This is a genomic window from Neorhizobium tunisiense, assembly GCF_039631515.1.
Lineage (GTDB): Bacteria > Pseudomonadota > Alphaproteobacteria > Rhizobiales > Rhizobiaceae > Neorhizobium.
Genome location: NZ_JBDIUU010000010.1, coordinates 273,418 through 293,603, shown reverse-complemented (window position 1 = coordinate 293,603; position 20,186 = coordinate 273,418). Strand labels below are relative to the sequence as shown.

Below are 20,186 nucleotides of genomic sequence, written 5' to 3'. Positions count from 1 at the left end.
ATGCTGCCCGCGCCGCTGTCGTCGTTCTGGAAACCGGACGTTTCGTCGATCGTCACCGTCTCATCGGTGAAGATCGCGATTTCCGGCACGTCGTCGGTGATGGTGATCGAGAACTTGCCGCCGAGGCCGACATGGTCGCCGTCGCCATCGGTCGCCTGGATCACGGCGCCGAAGTCGATGGCGGCGATCGAGCCCGATCCGCTCTTGAGGGCGGTGTTCTCGCCATTGCCCGTGACGTGGTCGAGCTGGTCGAATTGCTGGTAGGTAAATGCGCCGGTGGCGTGATCGAGGGTCAGGGAGAAGACCGGCCGGTCGCCCCAATCGATGCCGGCACCGCCGGCGACATTCACATAGGCCACCAGGGCATCGCCGATCATCGCATAGGAAAGCGTGCCACCCTTCGAGGTCAGGGCCAGCGCCTGCATCTTGGCCGCTGCATCGGCGACAAAACCGAAGCCGCCGCCGGCTGCCGCGCCGTCAGCGCCAAAGGCGACGACCGAGGCGATCGAACCGGACACAGTCGCGGGGCCGCCCAGAAAATCGAATGGGCCTGTCGTGGAACCATCCCCAGCACCGTCATAAGGGCTCGAGCCACGGGAATCCCACGTCACGATATCGTCCTCGTCGGCCGTGGCCTCGACAGCGCTGCCGCTGGCGACCGGAACGTCGTCCTTGATGTCGACCGTGAAGGTGCTCTCGGCAACGTCGCCATCGCCGTCACGCGCGGTATAGGTGAATTCGAAGCTCAGGATGTCGGTCTCGCTGCCGGTCTCGCCATGGCCGGGATGGTCGAGAACGCCCTGAAGATCGAAGGTGTAGCCGCCGGCGCCGGTGTCGGAGAGGGTCACGGTGAAGACCGGTCCACCCTCCTGGTCGGCCGCCGTCAGAACCGTGCCGTCCGGCGACAGCGTGTAGACGAGAGGCTGGCCACCTGAAGTCAGGTTCCCAAGCGCGATTTCGGTCTCGCCACTCCATACCCGCATGAATGCCGAAACCGCAGCCGTCGAAAGTGCCGAGCTACCGACCTTTAGCGCAGACATCTCATCGCCGTCTGCGGGCGGCAGGTCAGAGACCTCGCCCGGGGTGAAGACCACGGACCGATCTCCGGCGTCCTGGGTGCCGTCGTAGCCGCCGTCCTCGCTCGTATTGCCGTCGTCCGCTCCCCAGGAAATGCCAAGCGAACCTTGGGCGGTATTGCTGCCACCTTCGTCGACCTCGCCTTCGCCGGCCGCGCCGATCACCGGCGCGTCGTCAGCGATGGTGATCAAAGCCGTGCCGGACGCTGCGGCATCACCGTCGGCATCGACACCCTGGAACTGGAACGAGATCGTCAACGCATCCGAGTCTGAGCTGTGATCCAGTTCCTGGAAGATCTCGACCGTGTAAGACCCATTTGCAGAGGTCGGATCCAGCGAGATCTCGAATACCTTCGCTGCCGGTTCCGAGCCATCGACATAAGCCGTCAGCGTCTGGCCACCATTCCCAAGGTCGGTGATCACGTAATAAAGCTCACTGCCACCCGAGGTCAGAGTCCCGCCAGTGACGGAGAGACCGACATCCGTGGCACCTGTGTAAACGCCCCCGGCATTGGCCGGGACGGCGCCTGCCGCGTTAGCAAAACCGACTGAGCGGCCGAAGGTGTCGCCTTCGCCATTGCGTGTATCGGCATCCGCACCCCAGGAAATGCCGAGCGAGATATCGCCGGTTTTTTTGGCAGCCTCGCTGCCATCCGTGGCAGGATAGGCCGAAACATCGTCTTCATTCAGCGAGGCGCTGCCCGCCTCGCGCTGCACCGGACCATCATCACCGATCTCGATCGAGAACGAGCCGGTATCGGAATCGCCATCCTTGTCTGTAACCGTGAACGTAAAGTTCAGTCGCAGGGCGTCATCGGCACCGATCTGGCCGAGATCCGGATGGTCGAGAGGCTGCGACTGCGTGTAGGTGAAGGCGCCGGTGGTCGGGTTGGTGACCGTCAGCGTGAAAACGGTGACCGTGGTCTCGCCAACGGTGATCGTGCCGGTGACCGTCAGGCCGTCAGCCGAGGTCGACACCGTGACCGGCTGACCGCCGGACGTAAGCGGCGCAGCAACACCGCTGCCGGTCCCTTCCGCCATGTCGGAAGTGCTCTGGTAATTCACCGAGGAGACAATGCCGAAATCGTCACCACCGTCGAAAGCGAGCGTGCCCGTGATCGTCTCGTTGCCGACGACGTCATCGGCCAGAACCGATTCGGAGAAGATGAACGGCGACCCCATGTCGAAGGCGTCCGGCTGATCGTCCGCCGCCGTCCGGTCGTCAAGCCCGCCGCCATCGCCGAATTCCGTATCGCCGAGCAGCGAGGCGAGCTGAATGGGGTCGTTCTGGCTCCCCTGGATCGAGTCTTCGAACTCGGCGCCGGAGCTGTCCGGGCGTCCGGTCGCGCTGAAGGATCCGTCCGGGCCGGCTGCGACGTTGATGCCGCTGTCTTCGAGGGCGGCGAAGAGCACTTGCTGGGGTACCTCCACCTCGCCGATCAGCATCGTCGGGATCTTGGCCGCGCCGTTGACGATGACGATCTCGGTCCCGTCCGCCTGCACCAGGACGAGGTTTGCGCCGTCGACCCGGATGTCGTCGATCGATACACTCGTTGCCAGGTGAACGATGTTGTTGGCGTCCGGGGTCACTTCGGCAGCCGGGGCTGCTGGAGCAGCGGCCGGCGCATTCGGATCGGTCGGGACGCGGTTCGTCGTCGGGGTGCGGCCATCACCGGCCTGCGCCACCTGGATCTCATGCTCGATCGGAGAAGGCGTAGAAGAGGCTGCGATCTCCTCCTGGATTTCCGACGAGAAGTTCTCAGTCAGATTTTCTTCCGAGATGTTCGACAGGCGCGGATCTTCAACGGACATGACTCTAACCCCCAATAAAAACTGTGCCGCAATCAACTCCGGCCCCAAATATAAAGCAAGACTTCCTTAACCTTCGCGATATAGCCGGTTATGTGTCGGGAACGGAATTATTGACAGAAGGTTAACTGCGGCAGCGGAAGGCGTATTAAAGCCACACATCTTGGCCTCGTCGGCTGCAAAACATGGTTTCCAAAGAGTTATCTGGAGCGGTTGTTACGATCAGCCGATGGGCATGATTGAAGACCTCACGCCCCAGGCAATCGATTCGCCAGTGAAAGGGAGCTGATTCGGCTCCCGAGTTTGCCCGCCAGCTACGACGGCGGCACAATCGGAATAGGATGGGCAAGCTATAACTGGAGGTTCAATGGAGCCGACAAGCCACATTTGCTTTTGGAAGGCCTGCAAGACGGGCGAGAAATTTACGGATATCTTGCCGTCCAAGAAATCATTGGAAAATACAGGGAAACTCGCCAAGCTATACTATATAATTTTAATAAAATTTTCACGACGTCCCGATGAACCCTTATCATCTGGTCGGGAGCCGACTGGTGGGATAGGCAATCCGTTCGGCAGGTCCGCATCCCCCCGAGACGCGAAGGGCTACGCCTTTTGTACATGATGGCGGACAGGATCTCCGGCGTTTATTCTTCCATGTCATATTTCTTCATCTGCCAGGGTTGTTCTCGCGCTCGATAAGGATGGAATTCTTATGACAGCGGTGCGTACCATCATCTTGTCCTTGGCGTGGCTACTGTCAGACGTGGCGTCTTCACAGGAAATCAGGCCAGGCGATGCCCCACCAAACTCGGCGCAAATCTTTTTCACCGGGCATAGTTTGATCGATAATCCCCTGCCCAACTGGGTCGAGATGATCGCTAGAAGCCGTGGCAAGAATATCGCCTGGGAGCAGCAGATCGTCATCGGGTCCCCGCTGCGGTACAGGACGCGGGGGGACAACGACCAGGATCTGAGCTGGGCTGGATATAGGTACGGGAAGAACCGCAATGGCGATCAGATGGATGTCGTCGAGGAATTGCTCCGCCCGCGACGCATTACAACGGGGCGCCCTTACGACACCGTTGTCGCAGCGGAAAACCACCACTTGCTAAACATGATCGTGTGGGAAAACGCGATTGCCTATCTGCGCCACTTTCACGATCGCCTTCTCGACGGCAACCCGAAGGGCCGGACCCTTTATGTCCACACCTGGCTCGGCGTCGACAAGGACAATCCGGCGCCCTGGTTGGAACACGAGACAAATGCATCGGTCGTATGGCAATGCGTAGCGGAGAAGGTGAAGCTGACACTGCAGGCTGAAAAGCGCCCGGCCAATCTTTCCGTCGTGCCTGCAGGAACAGCTCTCGTCGAACTGGTGAAAAGGACAGTTGATGGAAAGGTTGTCGGCCTGACGGGAAGCACCAGGGAGAAACTCGATCGGATATTCCGCGACGAGGTCCATCTGACCGATATGGGCATCTATTTTGTAGCAGCGGTCCACTATGCCTCGATCTATCGCCAGTCGCCCGAGGGCGCTGCAGCGCCGCCGACCGTGCCCCGGGATCTTGCGAAGGAACTGCAGAAGATCGCATGGGCAGTCACCCGAGATTTTCTGCAGCGGGAAAGCGTGCACCCGCCGAGCATGGCGGAATGCCGGCGAGTGATCGTTGAAAAGGTCTGCCGAAGCTATTGGACGCATGTCCGCGAACCGAATGAGGTCGGCGGCTGCCAGAGCTATTTTGCCGAAACCCACCCGAACCTCGGGGGCAACCCCTTCATCTGGCCGGATCCGAACTGGAAGGCCCTGCCAAAACCGGCACCTTAGCTTCTTTGTCATCTGCCCATCCTACGATGGGATGTCAGTCCGAGCTTGGTTGAGCGAATCTGATTTGCCGGGACACGAGGGGGCGATCTCACAGTCGTGGCACACCGGACCCCTTCCGGTATCACCCGACTGTCAGATGCAAGATCAACAGATGAACGATCAATGTTCGGAACCTGCGCGCTGCGCCGTTCTCATGTCTTTCGCCAAGTACAATGGCGTATGCACAATCGCCAGCCCGACAAACATCCATGTCGAGAGTTCGTCGCACCGGGAGGCATTGCCGCGGCAACGCCCCTGTCAGCGCTGACGTGGTTTTTTATCGTATCCCTTCACGCAGCTGCGAAGGCTCGACTTCGCAGCCGTGATATCTCGGGTCGGCCCGCCAACCGACCGGCGAACGGCTAGTTAGCCGCTCCGTATGGGAAGAGGTCATTGAGTTTGTAGGCGACCTCGGTACGGTTCGTCGCTTTTAGCTTTTTCATGATGTTGCGGATATGAACCTTGACCGTGCTTTCCCGCAGATTGAGCTCGTAGGCGATGATCTTGTTGGCCTTGCCCTTGCGAAGGGCTTCTACCACCGCTTCCTGGCGCAGGGTGAACATTCCCGAGAGTGGCCGGTGCTCCGCCGCCGACGTCGCAGCGCTGACCAGGTGGCGCATGGAGAGGACGCTGCTTGCCGGAACGAAAATCCCGCCGGCAACGGCCAGGCCGATCGCTTCCACGCAGACGCCGATGCCGACGCAAGAGGGAATGAAACCTCGAGCCCCATATTCCAACATTTTCACGACCTGTGCGAGGTCGTCGGAGTCGGAGAGCACGATGATCGGCGGCGACTTGAACTCGGCCGTCAATTTCGAGATGTCAGTCGCAAGTGCGGTATCGTCGGCCTTTCGGCTGCCTATATTGAACAGCACGGCCTGGACAGGCGGATAGAGATCTTTTTCTAGTTTCCATTCGTCGATGGAGCCGACAGCGCAGACATCCATCTCAAGGCCACGCCCGATAAGGGCTTTGGCAAGGCATTCTCGATCAAGCGCTCTCGCGTCGATGATCACAAGGCATCCATCGTGGTTTACTCCCTCACTGCCTCGATCATCTCTTTCAGCGAGCTTTGGGATATCATTTATAATGCGAAAGGATTCTGCCACAGCAGGAGAACGGCTGTAGCCGCTTGGTGTGGAACTCATCTTACCCCCTTACCTGAAGTCTAGGATGATTGTCCCCTTCAGGATCCGCAACTATAAGTACGCCAACAGACTGTCTCTACACCTTTCAACCTTTTATTAACGTCAATATACAGCAGATACGTAATTTAGTCTATCCGCAAGTAAGCAGCTAGATAAAAATATTTATCAAAGGCGTGAGCTAAGTTCCGATAAGGAATTGGATATCTGCTTATAGTTAACGTGCGCGTCAAAATGCTCCCATAAAGCTCGATCCCGGCCTCACCCCTGAACTTTCGGACACTTGACCTGTTGCGATGCAAAAAGTTGCGTTTCGGGACAACGACCACTGCGGAGTGGAAGCCACCGACATCCGGCAACTCCGGCGTGACAATTCTGCAGGCCGACATATCAAAAATAGCGAAACTGGAGGTTTCGGGCGGCTCCTGGCTAAAACAGCGGGCCAGCATTGTGGAGAATGCCCGTTGCAAGGCTTCCCGCCAAATAGCCCGCGGGCCAAGCCAACAACACACCCGCTTCATACAGGAAATTGTTGAGGCCGTGACGGTGATTAAAATAGAGAATTGCCGGAAATACGGGCAGTCCGTAAAGCGCTGCCGCCCATACCGCACCTTCGAACCCGAACAGGTAATAACCAAGAGGTAGACATATAAAGCTCGAAACCGCGCGAATGAAATTCATGACAGTTTGATTACGGGGTTCGTTGACGGCGAGATAAATCGCAGACAGCGGACCGAAGCGCATGATGAGAAGGCTGAACGATAATATCTGGATAATTGGAGCGGCATCTCGATAGCGATCATCATAGAGCGCTTCGATGATTGCCGCACCGCTCGAATAGATTGCGCCCGCACTTCCAATGAAGGCAAGATCCAGCGGCAATCGCATTTTCCAGAACATGGAGCCGAGCTGCTCCGGGCGTTCCCTTGCAATCCTGCCAAGGGCTGGCATCGCAACGTTTGAAAATAGCCTGCCACCGGCACCTTCCAGCATCGAAATGAGATTGAAGGCTAGGCTATAGAAGCCAAGCATGAGGGGGCTAGTCCATCCGGCGAGAAAAATGCGGTCTCCATTGGCTGCTATCATCGTCAGGATCGACGACAGCATGATCCAGCGGCCAAATCGAATAAGGTCCCTTATCGCCGCAACTTCCCAGTAGAGGCTGTTATGCTGACCCGGCAGCCATATGTGAGAGAGAATGGTGGTCGTCAATGCGGATAGAAGCGTCGATGCGACGAATGACCAAATCGAGCCAGTGTACCAGGCAAGCGATATCGCCACCGCCAAATTCACGACCTGAGCCACTACCTCAATTAAAGTTACGCGTCCTAGATCAAGGTGCCGGAACGCAGAGATCAATTTAGTGGATTGCAGCCCCATAATCACAGTACAAAAAGACATTCCCATGATGATGGCCGGCAACGACGCGACCGTGTAGACCGATCCGGCCGGGAACAGGCCATACTCGGCGGCACGCCCGATGCCGATCGCTATCAGGACGCAGGCAAACCAGATCAAGCAGCCGTGGATGATTTGCAGCGTCCACGCGGTATCGAGATAGGATTGGTCGTCGCCAAATTGGCTCTGTATGGCCGCGGGCCTGAGCCCGAGATCAGACAACATGGCGACCGACACCTGAATCATCGTGGCGACCGCCATAATGCCGAACATTTCCGGAATCAGCAGCCTTGTGAGCACCAGATTACTTGCGATGCGTATTAGCTGCGAGAGGAGATAACCCATCATCGACCAACCCGCGGCCTGAATAATGGTCGTGCGAAGACGCCGTTTCGGTGGCTGAACCGTCACGGGTGAAGGGTCCAGAGGCAACCGCTCCCTGGCATGTGGGGAAGAAACCTGCTTCCAATCCGAGGGAATGATTGCTTCACTCACAGAATACTCCTCGTTCTTTAGGAAGACTTCCAGTTCGTTGGCGAAAGAACACAAACGGCGTGCCCTGAGCACGCCATGGCAATTTGCGAAATCAGTATTTTCGGGATCCGGCCATCGTTCATTGACTAAGCAATCTCGGCGACCTGTTCCCGGGTCGGTGTCCCGCTTTGAACTTTGGCCTCCACATCGGCTTTCCGGGGGAGCGCAGCCGAGGCAATGGAGGCTGCAAGAACAGCACGCATGTGCTCGGAGAGCACACGAACATACGGATCGAGCACCATGCTGTCGTGGTCTCCCGGCACTTCCGACACCCGCAATTGCGGCACGTGCCCGGTCCACCCGTTGTCCGGCAGCAATATATCGCGGTTCTGCTTCAGGTGACGGCCGCCACCAAGGCTATAAAATATATCGGGCTTGGGACGAAACAACGTGACGCTCCCGGAATAAGACCTGACATCATACCTGAGCAACGCTCTCCTGAACGCCATCTCTATCCGGACATTGTTGAAATACTCCGGCGATTCACCTTGATGCTCCAGCTCAAGCTTGGCCCGCTGTTGCTCATGGTAGGCACGGCGATCCCTCAGATACGTGCTGACAAATCCCATCTTATGCCGGCGAATATCCTGCAACTTCATGCTGACACGGTCGCGCAAGCCCAGCCCCGGCTGCCGCGGCATGGGCGTGTCCAGCATGATCACCTGGGAAACCTCTTCTCCCGCATCTTGAAGTTGCTGGGCCATTTCAAAGGCGGTTATGCCGCCACCCGAATAGCCGGCGAGAAGATAGGGCCCGTTGGGCTGAACCGTCCGGATTTCGGCGATGTAATCGGCCGCCATCTCTTCGAACGTCGCGTGCGGCTCGTGGTCGCCGTAAAGTCCGCGGGCCTGCAATCCGTAGACCGGCCTGTCCGCACCCATGGTCATCGCCAGATGGCGAAGGTTGAGGACATTGCCGAACATGCCGGCGCAGATGAATAGCGGGGTTGCCTTTGCATTCTTGCCGGGGTTCATCAGGACCAGATGGACCGGCTTTGCCGTCGTCGGCAGACGCGCCGTGAGCTCGGGTCCTGCGGCCTCGCCTGCATCCGGCACTTCCGCGGCGATCCGCTCGGCACATTGGGCAATGGTCGGCGCCTCAAACAGCGTCGATATCGGCAGGTCGAGCGCGTATTGCTTCTTGATCATCCGGAAGAGGCGAACCGCGATCAGCGAATGCCCGCCCATGTCGAAGAAACTGTCGTGGATGCCGACCTTGGCGATGCCGAGGAGCTCCCGCCAATAGCCGGCCAGCGTTTCCTCGATCGGATTGCGCGGCTCGACGAACTCGCTTTCGAGGTCCGGCCGCTCGAAATTGTCGCCCGACGGCGTCGCGGTTTCGGCAGAGGCGGCAATCCATTCACGCAGAGTTTCGAGATCGATCGAACTGATGATCGGCTGAGGTTCGGATGTGGCGAGCGCACGTTGCAGCGCCGAGAAACCTTCCGCCGGCAGGATACCGTTGCGCACCTGGGTGCCGAGCTTCAACATCGCCGGAGAAAGCGCGGCCGGCTTCGCTTTGGCAGCAGCCGGGACGTCCGCCTGGGCTGCGAGACCGAGCGCAAGATCGTTCTCCAGCCTGCGCATGACGAATTTTTCGGCTTCGAAGACGATATTGCCGCGAGGATCGGTGATCGTCACGTCGAAGGCCGCATAACCCTCGCCGAAATCGCTGCTATCGGCGAGCTCTACGACACTGACGATCTCGGCCGGCAGGGGCATGTGAAGAGCCACCCGGCCATAGGTTGCCGGCGCCCAAAGCGAAGTCTCGGCGTCGTAATCTGCGGCAAGCTGCATTGCAAAGCCGGTCGCGATGTCGAGCAGGCCCGGATGCAGAAGAACGCCTTTCGCAAGATCATCGGCAAACAGCGGGTCCAGTTTTAATTCAGCAACAGCCTTGCCGCGTCCCATCGCCATGGATCGCAGGACGGCCCAGCGGGGGCCAAAGCGGATATGCTTCTCCTGAACCGCGCGAAGCGTGCTGCCGCCTCCGGAGGCCTGTGTCTCATCGCATTGAGACGCGACAGCGGCGATATCGACTGTCGCGCGCCTCCGTTGCGGATGCGGCTTGAGGACGGCTTCGGCGTGCTTGGCGAACAGCGCATCCTCGCCATCCGCCGGGCCTGCCAGAACCACCACGCGAAAATGCTCCGCCGCCGGCTCCAACCGCACTCGAACGGCCTTCTTTTCTCCGTCGTTGAAGGCAAGCGGTCTCAGGAAAACGAGGTCCGCCACTTCCGCTTCGAACGGAAGTCCGTATTCCCGAGACGCCTGTGCAATCAGTTCCAGATAGCCGGTACCCGGCATGACCGCCTGGCCGGAGAGCAGCCGATGTTCGTCGAGCATCCATTCGGTCTCGGGGCTGACCAGCGCCTCGAGCCAGGGCAATCCCGTCTCGTCCTCTTTCCAGTGCTGGAAGAAGGGACCGGCAGCCGGCCCGGCAACCGGCTTGATCCATCCGCCGCCTTCGGACGTGCCAAGCGCCCGTGCCGCAAGACCGACTTCATTCCAGACACCCCAATGCAGCGCGACGGTGGCGCGGTCGGCGCGATGGGAACGGCTCTGCGCGAAGGCATTGAGATAGGCGTTGGCGGCGACGTAATCGACCTGCCCTGCCCGCACCACATCGGTGCTGGTGGAGGAAAACATCAGGAAGAAATCGAGTGCCACGTTTTCGAATGCCGCATCCAGCACGGTGGTACCGAGCACTTTCGGCATCAGGACCCTGTCGATGCTGTCGCGTGTCTTGGTCTGCATCAGGCCGTCATCGACCGTGCCCGCGGCATGGAAGACACCGTTGATTTCCCCGAACCGGGAGAGCGACGCCTCGACCGCCCGGCTCATCTGCTCCGGATTGCCGACATCGGCGACCAGATAAAGAACGTCCGCTCCCTTGTCCTCAAGCTTCCGGATTGCCGAAATCGCCCGCCGAACGGCGCCATGGCCGTGGGTGCGATCGTAGAATTCCCAGTTTTCCCGCGGCGGCAGAACCGTGCGGCCGACAAGCACGATCCGCGCCCGGAAACGGCCGGCGAGTTCGTCGGCAAGCGCCAAAGCGACGTCGCTCAGGCCGCCGGAGAAGAAGTAGACGCCGCCCTCGCGCAGTGTCGCCTGCTCGGACGATACGTCGTTCAATGGCAGCCGCTGATGAACCTGCGACCAGCGCCGCCCTTTGCGAAAGGCGACGATTTCGGATCCTGGCTTGGCATGCAGATCTTCCCAGAGCTGCTCGATCATCGCCTCCGGCTTAGCGGCCTCCTTTTTCTCCACCCGTCCGGTCATACGCCGGAAGGAGAACTGCTTGTCGTTCCGCTCGACCTTGGGCGGCAGATCGATATCGATCACCCTGACCGTGGCACCCGCCATCTCCTTCGGCAGGACCAGGCTGGGGCCTAGAACGGTGGCTTTTTCGGGATAGGGCAACGGCTCGCCCGAGACCTGCTGCATGCCGTTGGTGATGACGGTGAAATGCATGTCCGCAGCGCTGGCTGCATCTCCCAACGCCTGGGCGAGATACAGCATGCTGTCGAAACCGCATTCCTGGTTTCGATGGAAGAAGTTCGAGCCGGGCCGGAAGGTTTCCGCCTGGGTCAGAAGCCACATATGGACGATACGCGACGGCAGGCCGCCATCACCGGCAAGCCCGGCAATCAGGGCATCATATCCGGCACGGCCCAGTTCCGGGCAGAGCATATAGTCCTCGGCGCTGCGGCGAATGAAAGCGTCGCCGAGGGACACCGTGACGACACGGTGGCCGGCCGTCCTCAGCGTTTCGACCAGCTTCTGGCCGACGCCAGCCTCGTCGAGGAAGAAAAGCCAGGATTGCGCCTCTTTCTCGGCACCCAGCTCGTAATCAGCGAGCGTCTGCTTCCAGGAGGGGCGATAACCCCAGCGCGCGATATCGGGTTCCTTCGAAAGGACGGGTTCGGCGTTTTTGCCTTTTTCGTTCGCTCCGGCGCGATCGATGAAGAAGCGCTTGTGCTGGAACGGATAGGCCGGCAGCCGGACCCGGCGCGGCGAACGGCCCTGCCAGAGACGGTCGATATCGACATCGAGGCCGGTGGCCCAGGCACGCCCGACTGCAGAGAGGAAATAAAGCCGGTCGTCGCCGGCTTCGTCGGGATGCGGCAGGCTGTTGATCACCTGGTTTGCGGGGATGGAACCCTGCGCCTTTGTCAGTGACGACAGAACGCGCCCGGGACCCACCTCGATATAGATACGTCCCGGTTCCACCGAAAGCGCTGCCATGCCATTCGCGAAATAAACGGTCGAACGAAGGTGACCGACCCAATACATCGGATCGGTTGCCTCTTCGGCGCTCAGCGGCAGGCCTGTACGATTGGACAGGATCGGAATGGCCGGCGCCCGAAGAGTAATACCGCGCAGGAAGGCCTCGAAGGCCTTGAGAATGGGTGTGACCAGCCGCGAATGCGCGGCGATGTCGATCGGGACGCGCGTCGCGTCGATGCCCTGCCTCGCCAGAAACTCCCGGAAGAGGTCGAGATCCTCGTTGAGGCCTGACACGACGCAAAGCGATGGCGCATTGACCGAAGCGATGTCGAGCGATGACGGCAGGAGCTCTGAAAGCCGGTCGTGATCGAGCGGCACGCTCATCATGCCGCTGGGCCGAATAGTTTCGAACAGCTTGCCCCGCAGATGCACAAGGTTGACGGCGTCCTTGAAGGACATCACGCCGGCGACGCAGGCCGCGGCGTTCTCGCCCATGGAGTGTCCGATCAGCGCCTTCGGCTTCACGCCCCAATCCGTCCATAGCCGGGCCAACCCGATCTCGGTGATCAGAATTGCCGGAAGTTGGAGCGAGGGGCGTAGAAAGGTTTTCGCAGCCATTGCGGAGTTCTCGCCGAGCCATACCGTGCGGATTTCATTTGCTGCGTCGATAGGCAGATGGGAAAGCCCCTCCTCGACGATCCGCCGGAATGTCTGATCCTCCTCGTAGAGCCGCTTGGCCATGCCGACATATTGAGCACCGCCGCCCGGAAACAGGAATATGGCGCCGGAATTGTCCGGCACGGGCTGATGAACGAAACCACGGCTGCCGGGGCTCGCAAGGACCGCGATGGCGTCCTCCCGGCCACGGACGGCGACCACCATGCGGTAGTCGAAATGTTTGCGGCCGTGCTGCAGCGTATAGCTGACGTCATCGAGCGAAAGGCTTGGCTGTCCGGCGATCGCCGAACCGAGCCGCCCGGCCGCCTGGTCGATCGTCTTGCGCTGGCGGGCCGAAAGGAACAGCAGCATCGGATCGGAATCGGCGCCGATCTCCGCGTTGGCCCCAGCCGCGTCGGCCACGTAACGGGTCGGCGCCTGCTCGATGATGGCATGCGCATTGGTACCGCCGACGCCGAGCGAATTGACGGCCGCCCGGCGGGGACCCGGCGCATGCGGCCATTTCACCAGCTTGTTGTTGACCCGGAACGGGCTTTTCTCGAACTCGATCGAGGGATTGGGGCGTTCGAAGCCGAGTGTCGGCGGAATCTCGCCCTCGTTGACGGCCAGCGTCGCCTTGATGAGACCGACGACACCCGCTGCCGTATCGAGATGGCCGATATTCGATTTGACCGATCCTACATGGCAGAAGCCGGTCCGGTCGGTGCTCTGCCTGAAGGCCGCCGTCAGCGCCTCGATCTCGATCGGGTCGCCCAGGAACGTGCCCGTGCCGTGGCACTCGACATATTGAATGGTGTCGGCCTCGACCCCTGCGAGCCCTTGAGCCTCCAGGACCGCCTCGGCCTGTCCACTGACACTCGGCGCGAGATAGCCCGCCTTGTTGCCGCCGTCGTTGTTGACGGCCGTGCCCTTGATCACGGCATGGATCACATCGCCGTCGCGAAGAGCATCTGAAAGCCGGCGAAGCACGACGACCCCCACGCCGCTTCCGAAAACGGTTCCCGCGGCGCGATGATCGAAAGGCCGGCAGTGCCCGTCGGGCGAAAGGATCTCGCCTTCCTGGAACGTGTAGCCGCGCCGATGCGGGAACTCGATCGTCACCCCGCCGGCAAGCGCCATGTCGCACTCGCCGGAGATCAGGCTCTGGCAGGCATAATGCACCGCGACAAGCGACGTGGAGCAGGCGGTCTGCACATTGACGCTCGGGCCGCGCAGGTCGAACGTGAACGAGGCTCGCGTCGCCAGAAAATCCTTGTCGTTGCCCGTGTGGCGCAACAGGAACATTCCCACCTGGTCGATCAGGTTGCGATTGCTGCAGACGTTGAAATAGAAATAGCTGCCCATGCCGCAGCCGGCGAAAATACCGACCGGGCCGGGCTGGTTGTTGGGCGTCCGGCCGGCATCCTCCATGGCTTCCCAGGCGCATTCCAGGAAATGGCGGTGCTGGGGATCCATGATCGCCGCTTCCTTCGGGTTCAGGCCGAAGAACTCCGCGTCGAACATTTCCATATCGGGAAGATCAGCGCCGCGGGGAACATAGTTGGGGTGATGGAGCCGCTCGGGGTTTTCGCCTTCAGCGATCAGGTCCTCCGGCGAAAACGTCCGGACCGACTCGACGCCGTCCCGCAGGTTCTGCCAGAATTCCGAAACATTGCGCGCACCCGGCACTCTCAAAGCCATGCCGACGATTGCAATATCGCTGGCACAGACCTGGTTTGACCCCTCAAGCATCGACACCGCCCCAATCCACGGAGGCCAACCTGATGACATCACCCCATTGATGCCACGAGCCTCGTTCCGCTTCCCAGTGAAATCCGCGAGCGCAAACCCGCAGCCTCAATGTGCTGCCAGCCAAGACGCAATCGCAATTACTCCTTTGGAAGCCATGATCATCCGTATGGGGGAAAGCCGGGTATGGCCTGCAATTCAGGCTTAGCCGCGATCATCCGCATGGGTGGTCCGGCGCATGTTGAGTTTTATACCGCTCCCCGTTTCTATCGGAGTGCCTGGAACAGCAACGAGTGGGGACAAGCTTTATGGGCGAATTGAAGTGTGTTTTGATCGGTGGCGGTTTATTACTGGTTCAATGCGCTGAAATTCTGCGGGGGCGCGGACATAGGATCGAGGCCGTAGCGACGTCGAACGGATCGGTCAGAAGCTGGGCCCAAGCCCAGGGCGTCCCGGTCATAACGCAGGAAGGCGATTACGCCGCCCTGCTGACCCAATACGATTACGACTGGCTGTTCAGCATCGCCAACCTGAAAATGGTCCCCGATGCGATATGGCGGCATGCGCGCATCGGCGCCGCCAATTTCCATGACGGCCTGCTGCCGGACATGGCGGGCCTCAATACACCTGCCTGGGCGATCATCGAGGGCCATGACCGGCACGGGATAACCTGGCACGCGATGACCGAAGGGATCGACGAAGGCGATATCTACGTGCAGCAGCATTTCGAGATCAGCGCGGACGAGACGGCGCTGACGCTGAATACGAAATGTTTCGAAGCCGGGATCGCGACCTTCTCCGAGATGCTCGGCGATATCGAGCGCGGCACTCTGAACCCGCGCCGGCAGGATTTCGCAACCCGCACCTATTACGGACAGCTCAAGCGTCCTTCGGCCGCCGGTACGCTCGATTTCACCGCCCCGGCAGGCGGGCTTTCCCGTCTGGTGCGTGGCCTGGATTTCGGCCCCACCTATCTCAACCCGCTGGCAACACCCAAGGTCCGTTTCGGCAACGACGTCTTCACCGTCAGGAACCTTCGCATCCTTGACGGCGAACTGAACGGGGAACCCGGTCTGGTCCTGTCGGTCGGCGCCCATGGTGTTACGATCGGCACCGCAGACATGCCGGTCCTGCTCGAGGCCGCCCGCAAGGATGGCACCAGACAGATCACGCTCTCTTCGGTAATACGTCCGGGCGATCGGCTGCCGCTTCTAAGTGAGGCGGACGAGACCGCTCTATCGGAAGCGGTTGCCGCTCTTGCGCCGCATGAGAGCTTCTTCCGCCGCGCACTCGAAGCCGGTACCGATATCGCCCTTCCCTACATAAAAGCATCGGAAGCCGGCCAGGCCCGGGATATCCGCATCATCCCTCTGGTTTTTTCCGGGCAACTTTCGCGGGAGCAGCGGGTCGCGTTGACTGCAGCCTTCCTCGTGCGTCTTTCCGGCCAGACCGCGTTCGACCTCGCCTATACAAACGACAGGTTGGCAGATCTCGACGCCCGCCACCCCGGCTATTTTGCGAAGTCCATTCCTCTGCGGATCGACGCCACGGGGCAAGCCTCGGTCGACGACCTGCTCAGGCAGGTCGGTCAGGCGTTGAAGGTGCTGGACCAGCGCCAGGGTCATTGCCGCGATCTTGTCGACCGTTATCCCGGCCTTGCAGCGCCGGAACTGACGATCGGCGTCGCAGACATCACCAACCCGGCGCTTGCCGATGAGATCGAGGGCTGCGCGCTGACCTTCCGGCTCGGCGAGACCAGGGCCGACCTGCTCTACGACCGGGCGCGTATCGACGAACGGCAGGCGCAGGATCTGGCAACGGCATTTGCGATCCTGGCCTCGGCGTTCGAGGACCGCGCGACCTTGCTGCAGGACCTGCCCTTGATGTCGAATGCCGACAGGAACATGGTCCTCTTCGACTGGAACCGGACGGAGCGCGAATACGATACCGCCGCCTGCGTCCATCAGCTTATCGAACAGCAGGTCGACCGGACGCCGGATGCCGAAGCTCTGGCATTCCACGGCCGTTCCCTTTCCTATCGCGAGATGGACGAACGGGCCAACCGCATCGCGCACGCGCTGGTGGCCCAGGGCGTCGGCCCGGACGTCACCGTCGGCCTCTATCTTCCGCGTTCGCTTGATCTGGTGGTCGGTGCGCTCGCGATCATGAAGGCAGGCGGCGCCTATATTCCGCTCGACCCGCATTTCCCGGTCGATCGCCTGGCATTCATGATCAAGGACAGCGGCGCCAAGCTGGTTCTGACCGAGCGGCGCCTTGCGAAATCCGAAACGCTTGATGGCAGCAATTTCCTGTGTGTCGAGGATATCCTCAGAAACCAGGCGGCAGCGGATCGTCCGGCAACCGGCGTCACTTCCAGCAATCTCGCCTATGTCATCTATACGTCCGGCTCTACCGGCCTACCCAAGGGCGTGATGCTGGAGCATCGCAACGTCGTGAATTTCTTCGCAGGCATGGACGAACGGGTACCGCGCACCACGGACCGTCGCAACGTCTGGCTTGCGGTCACCAGCCTCTCTTTCGATATCTCGGTTCTCGAACTCTTCTGGACGCTCGCCCGCGGCTTCAAGGTCGTTGTCCACTCCTCCGAAGTCATCGAAGCCAAGGCAAAGGGCGCGTCTTCCGCCGGAAGAGGTACGAATCTCGATTTCGGACTCTTCTACTGGGGCAATGACGGCGGATCCGGGCCGGACAAATATCGGCTGCTGATCGAGGGCGCGAAATTTGCCGATGCCAACGGTTTCGATTCCGTCTGGACGCCGGAGCGCCATTTCCATGCCTTTGGCGGTCCTTATCCGAACCCGGCGGTCACCGGCGCGGCCGTCGCTGCGGTCACCAGGAACCTTTCGATCCGGGCCGGCAGCTGCGTTCTGCCGCTTCATCATCCGGCGCGCGTCGCCGAGGAATGGGCGGTGATCGACAATCTCAGCAACGGGCGCGTCGCACTTGCCTTCGCCTCCGGCTGGATGCCCGAGGATTTCGTCCTGCGGCCCGAAAACGCGCCGCCGAGGAACAAGGCGAGCCTGACCCGCGACATCGAGGTCGTCCGCAAATTGTGGCGGGGCGACAGCGTCGATTTCGATTTCGGCGGCGGCACGGTCGGTGTCGTGACCCAGCCGCGCCCGGTCCAGAAGGAACTCCCGGTCTGGCTTACCACCGCCGGCAACCCGGAAAGCTACCGGGAAGCGGCCCGGCTCGGTGCCAACGTGCTGACCCACCTGCTCGGCCAGTCTGTCGACGAGCTTGCGGAAAAGATCCGCATCTACCGGCAGACGCTGACCGAGACCGGCCGCGATCCAGCGGATTATAAAGTCACGCTGATGCTCCACACCCTCCTCGGTGAAGATCGCGACGAGGTGCGGGATCTGGCGCGCGGCCCGATGAAGGAATATCTGCGCAGCGCAGCCGCCCTCATCAAGCAATATGCATGGGCATTTCCAGCCTTCAAGAAGCCGCAGGGCATTGCCCAGCCGATGGATATCGACCTCCAGTCGCTCGCGCCCGAGGAGATGGATGCCATCCTGGACTTCGCCTTCCTGCGTTATTTCGAGGACAGCGGCCTGTTCGGCACCGTCGAGGATGCGCTGGAAAGGCTGGACCAGGTCAAGGCGGCCGGCGTCGACGACATCGCCTGCCTCATCGATTTCGGCCTGGCCGACAATATCGTCCTGGAAAGGCTTCCCTTGTTGGCCGAAGTCGTCAAGACGAGCAAGAATCCCGTCAGCGACGAGGTGGGCGACGGTTTTGCGGAAGAAATCCGCAAGCATCGGGTCACGCATCTGCAATGCACGCCCTCGATGGCCCGCATGTTCATGATGATCGACGAGGACCGCGCCGCCTTGAGCGATGTCCGCCATCTCTTCCTCGGCGGCGAGGCGCTGCAGGGCTCGCTTCTCGCAGCCTTGCGGACCGTCACCGACGCGACGATCGAAAACATGTACGGCCCGACGGAAACGACGATCTGGTCTTCGACATTCACGGCCGGACCGTCGACGGGCATCGTACCGATCGGCCATCCGATCGCCAACACCCAACTCTATGTGCTCGACAACGCCTATAACCCGGTTCCGCCCGGCGATATCGGCGAACTTTATATCGGCGGCGATGGCGTCGCGCGGGGATATCACAACCGCGAACAGCTCACGCAAGAGCGCTTCCTGCCCAACCCGTTCATGGAGGGCCGGATCTATCGGACGGGCGACCTTGCCCGCTTCGACCGGAACGGCGTCCTGCATTTCCTTGGCCGCACCGATCATCAGGTGAAGATACGCGGCCATCGCATCGAGCTCGGCGAGATCGAAGCCCGGATCGGCACGTTCGCCGGCATCCGCGAGGCGGTCGTGGTCGCCCGTAAGGACAGTCCCGGCGACGTGCGCCTCGTTGCCTACATCCGGACAACCGATACTCCCGTCAACGAGCAGGAACTACGGACCTATATCGCCGAGGCCCTGCCTGATGCGATGATACCCTCGCATTTCGTGACGATGGAAGCCTTTCCCCTGACGCCGAACGCCAAGGTGGATCGCAACAAGCTGCCGGCCCCGACGGAAAAGGTCCAGGCACCACCGGCCACGTTCATCGAACCGTCCAACAATCTGCAGCGGGATATCAGCGAGGTCTTCGGTCGCGCCCTTGGGCTTGAGAAGGTCGGCATATTCGACAACTTCTTCGCTCTTGGTGGGCATTCGCTCCTGGCGGTCCAGGTCCATCGCGAAATGAAGGCGAAGCTGGCGCCGGATCTGACGATCACCGACCTCTTCCGTTTCCCGACGGTCGCTCTTCTGGCCGACCATATCTCCGGCAAGGGTAAGGCCGATATACAGTTGAGCCGGGCGTCCGAACGAGCCGCATTGCGCCGCAACGCGATGGAACGGCGCCCGACGCTCGTCCGCGTGGAGACGAAGGTCTAGCTATGCTGCTGGAGGGCATATTCGACCCTTCCGTGTCGGTCGCCGAAGCCGACCTGCTCGGTGACGTTTCGAAACTCTATCCTGAAGAGAGAACGGCGATCGCCCATGCGGTGAAGAGCCGGCAGCAGGAGTTCACCGCCGGCCGCCTCTGCGCCAGACAGGCCATGGACCATCTGGGCCTGCCCGGAATGGCCATACCGGTGGGATCGGACCGGGCGCCGATCTGGCCGGACGGGATCGCCGGAAGCATCAGCCATTCCGCTACCCGCTGCGTCGCCGCCATCGGCCGCCATTCCGACGGCATCAAGGCGCTCGGCCTCGATCTTGAGGAAGCGACGCCGCTTGACGACACCTATGCGCAGGAGATCTGCACTCCGCGCGAGCGACAGTGGCTCAACCGCCAGCAATGGGGCATTCGCGGACGATTGGTGAAAGCGATCTTCAGCGCCAAGGAATGCACCTACAAGTGCCAGTACGGCCTGACGCGCACGATGTTCGGCTTCGAGGCCATCCGCGTAGAGCTTAACCTGGCGGACGGGCATTTCGCCGCCTATTTCGAGATCGATGTCCCACCCTTCAAGACGGGCGACCGGCTGGTGGGTCAGATCAGGCTGCGCGAAGGCTATGTCGTCGCCGGCATGACTATCCGCTGATCCGCCGGGCTCCGGGCCGCCTACCGCCAGGAAAGGCGCCCGGCCCGTTTTACCGTGAAGCGGACGGTCAACAATCCTCAGTCATGTTTTCACGTAACCGGCTGCATTCGCTCAACGAATTGCATCGGGTAGCACCATTGGGCG

General features: G+C 60.8%; 7 protein-coding genes. 3 read left to right on the top strand and 4 right to left on the bottom strand.

Annotated elements, in window-relative coordinates; genetic code table 11:
- The coding region (locus ABCW43_RS26015; protein WP_345929861.1) for a T1SS-143 repeat domain-containing protein at window positions 1-2,888 on the bottom strand (2,888 nt) is incomplete at its 3' end.
- Between the two features lie 709 nt (window positions 2,889-3,597).
- Here ABCW43_RS26015 and ABCW43_RS26010 point away from each other — a divergent pair.
- Complete coding sequence (locus ABCW43_RS26010) at window positions 3,598-4,710, top strand: hypothetical protein (RefSeq protein ID WP_345929859.1); 1,113 nt, start codon at window positions 3,598-3,600, stop codon at window positions 4,708-4,710.
- 401 nt (window positions 4,711-5,111) lie between these two features.
- Here the strand turns inward: ABCW43_RS26010 and ABCW43_RS26005 are convergent, their stop codons facing one another.
- The 3 genes from ABCW43_RS26005 to ABCW43_RS25995 all read right to left on the bottom strand — a co-directional run bounded on the left by ABCW43_RS26005 (window position 5,112) and on the right by ABCW43_RS25995 (window position 14,464).
- The gene (locus ABCW43_RS26005; protein WP_345929857.1) at window positions 5,112-5,897 is read right to left on the bottom strand and encodes a helix-turn-helix transcriptional regulator; all 786 of its coding nucleotides are present in this window, start codon (window positions 5,895-5,897) and stop codon (window positions 5,112-5,114) included.
- Between the two features lie 426 nt (window positions 5,898-6,323).
- Window positions 6,324-7,787: an oligosaccharide flippase family protein gene (locus ABCW43_RS26000; protein ID WP_345929855.1), complete on the bottom strand. Its 1,464-nt coding sequence runs from the start codon at window positions 7,785-7,787 to the stop codon at window positions 6,324-6,326.
- 125 nt (window positions 7,788-7,912) lie between these two features.
- Window positions 7,913-14,464 carry a type I polyketide synthase gene (locus ABCW43_RS25995; protein WP_345929854.1) on the bottom strand — a complete coding sequence of 2,184 codons (6,552 nt, stop codon included), beginning with the start codon at window positions 14,462-14,464 and terminating at the stop codon, window positions 7,913-7,915.
- A gap of 305 nt (window positions 14,465-14,769) precedes the next feature.
- On the opposite strand from ABCW43_RS25995, the gene ABCW43_RS25990 reads away from it, so the two are divergent.
- Both ABCW43_RS25990 and ABCW43_RS25985 read left to right on the top strand, forming a co-directional pair.
- Window positions 14,770-19,389 carry a MupA/Atu3671 family FMN-dependent luciferase-like monooxygenase gene (locus tag ABCW43_RS25990; protein ID WP_345929851.1) on the top strand — a complete coding sequence of 1,540 codons (4,620 nt, stop codon included), beginning with the start codon at window positions 14,770-14,772 and terminating at the stop codon, window positions 19,387-19,389.
- Window positions 19,390-19,391: 2 nt separating this feature from the next.
- A complete protein-coding gene (locus ABCW43_RS25985) occupies window positions 19,392-20,042 on the top strand; it encodes a 4'-phosphopantetheinyl transferase family protein (protein ID WP_345929849.1) in 651 nt (216 codons plus the stop codon).
- The last annotated feature ends 144 nt before the right edge of the window (window positions 20,043-20,186 follow it).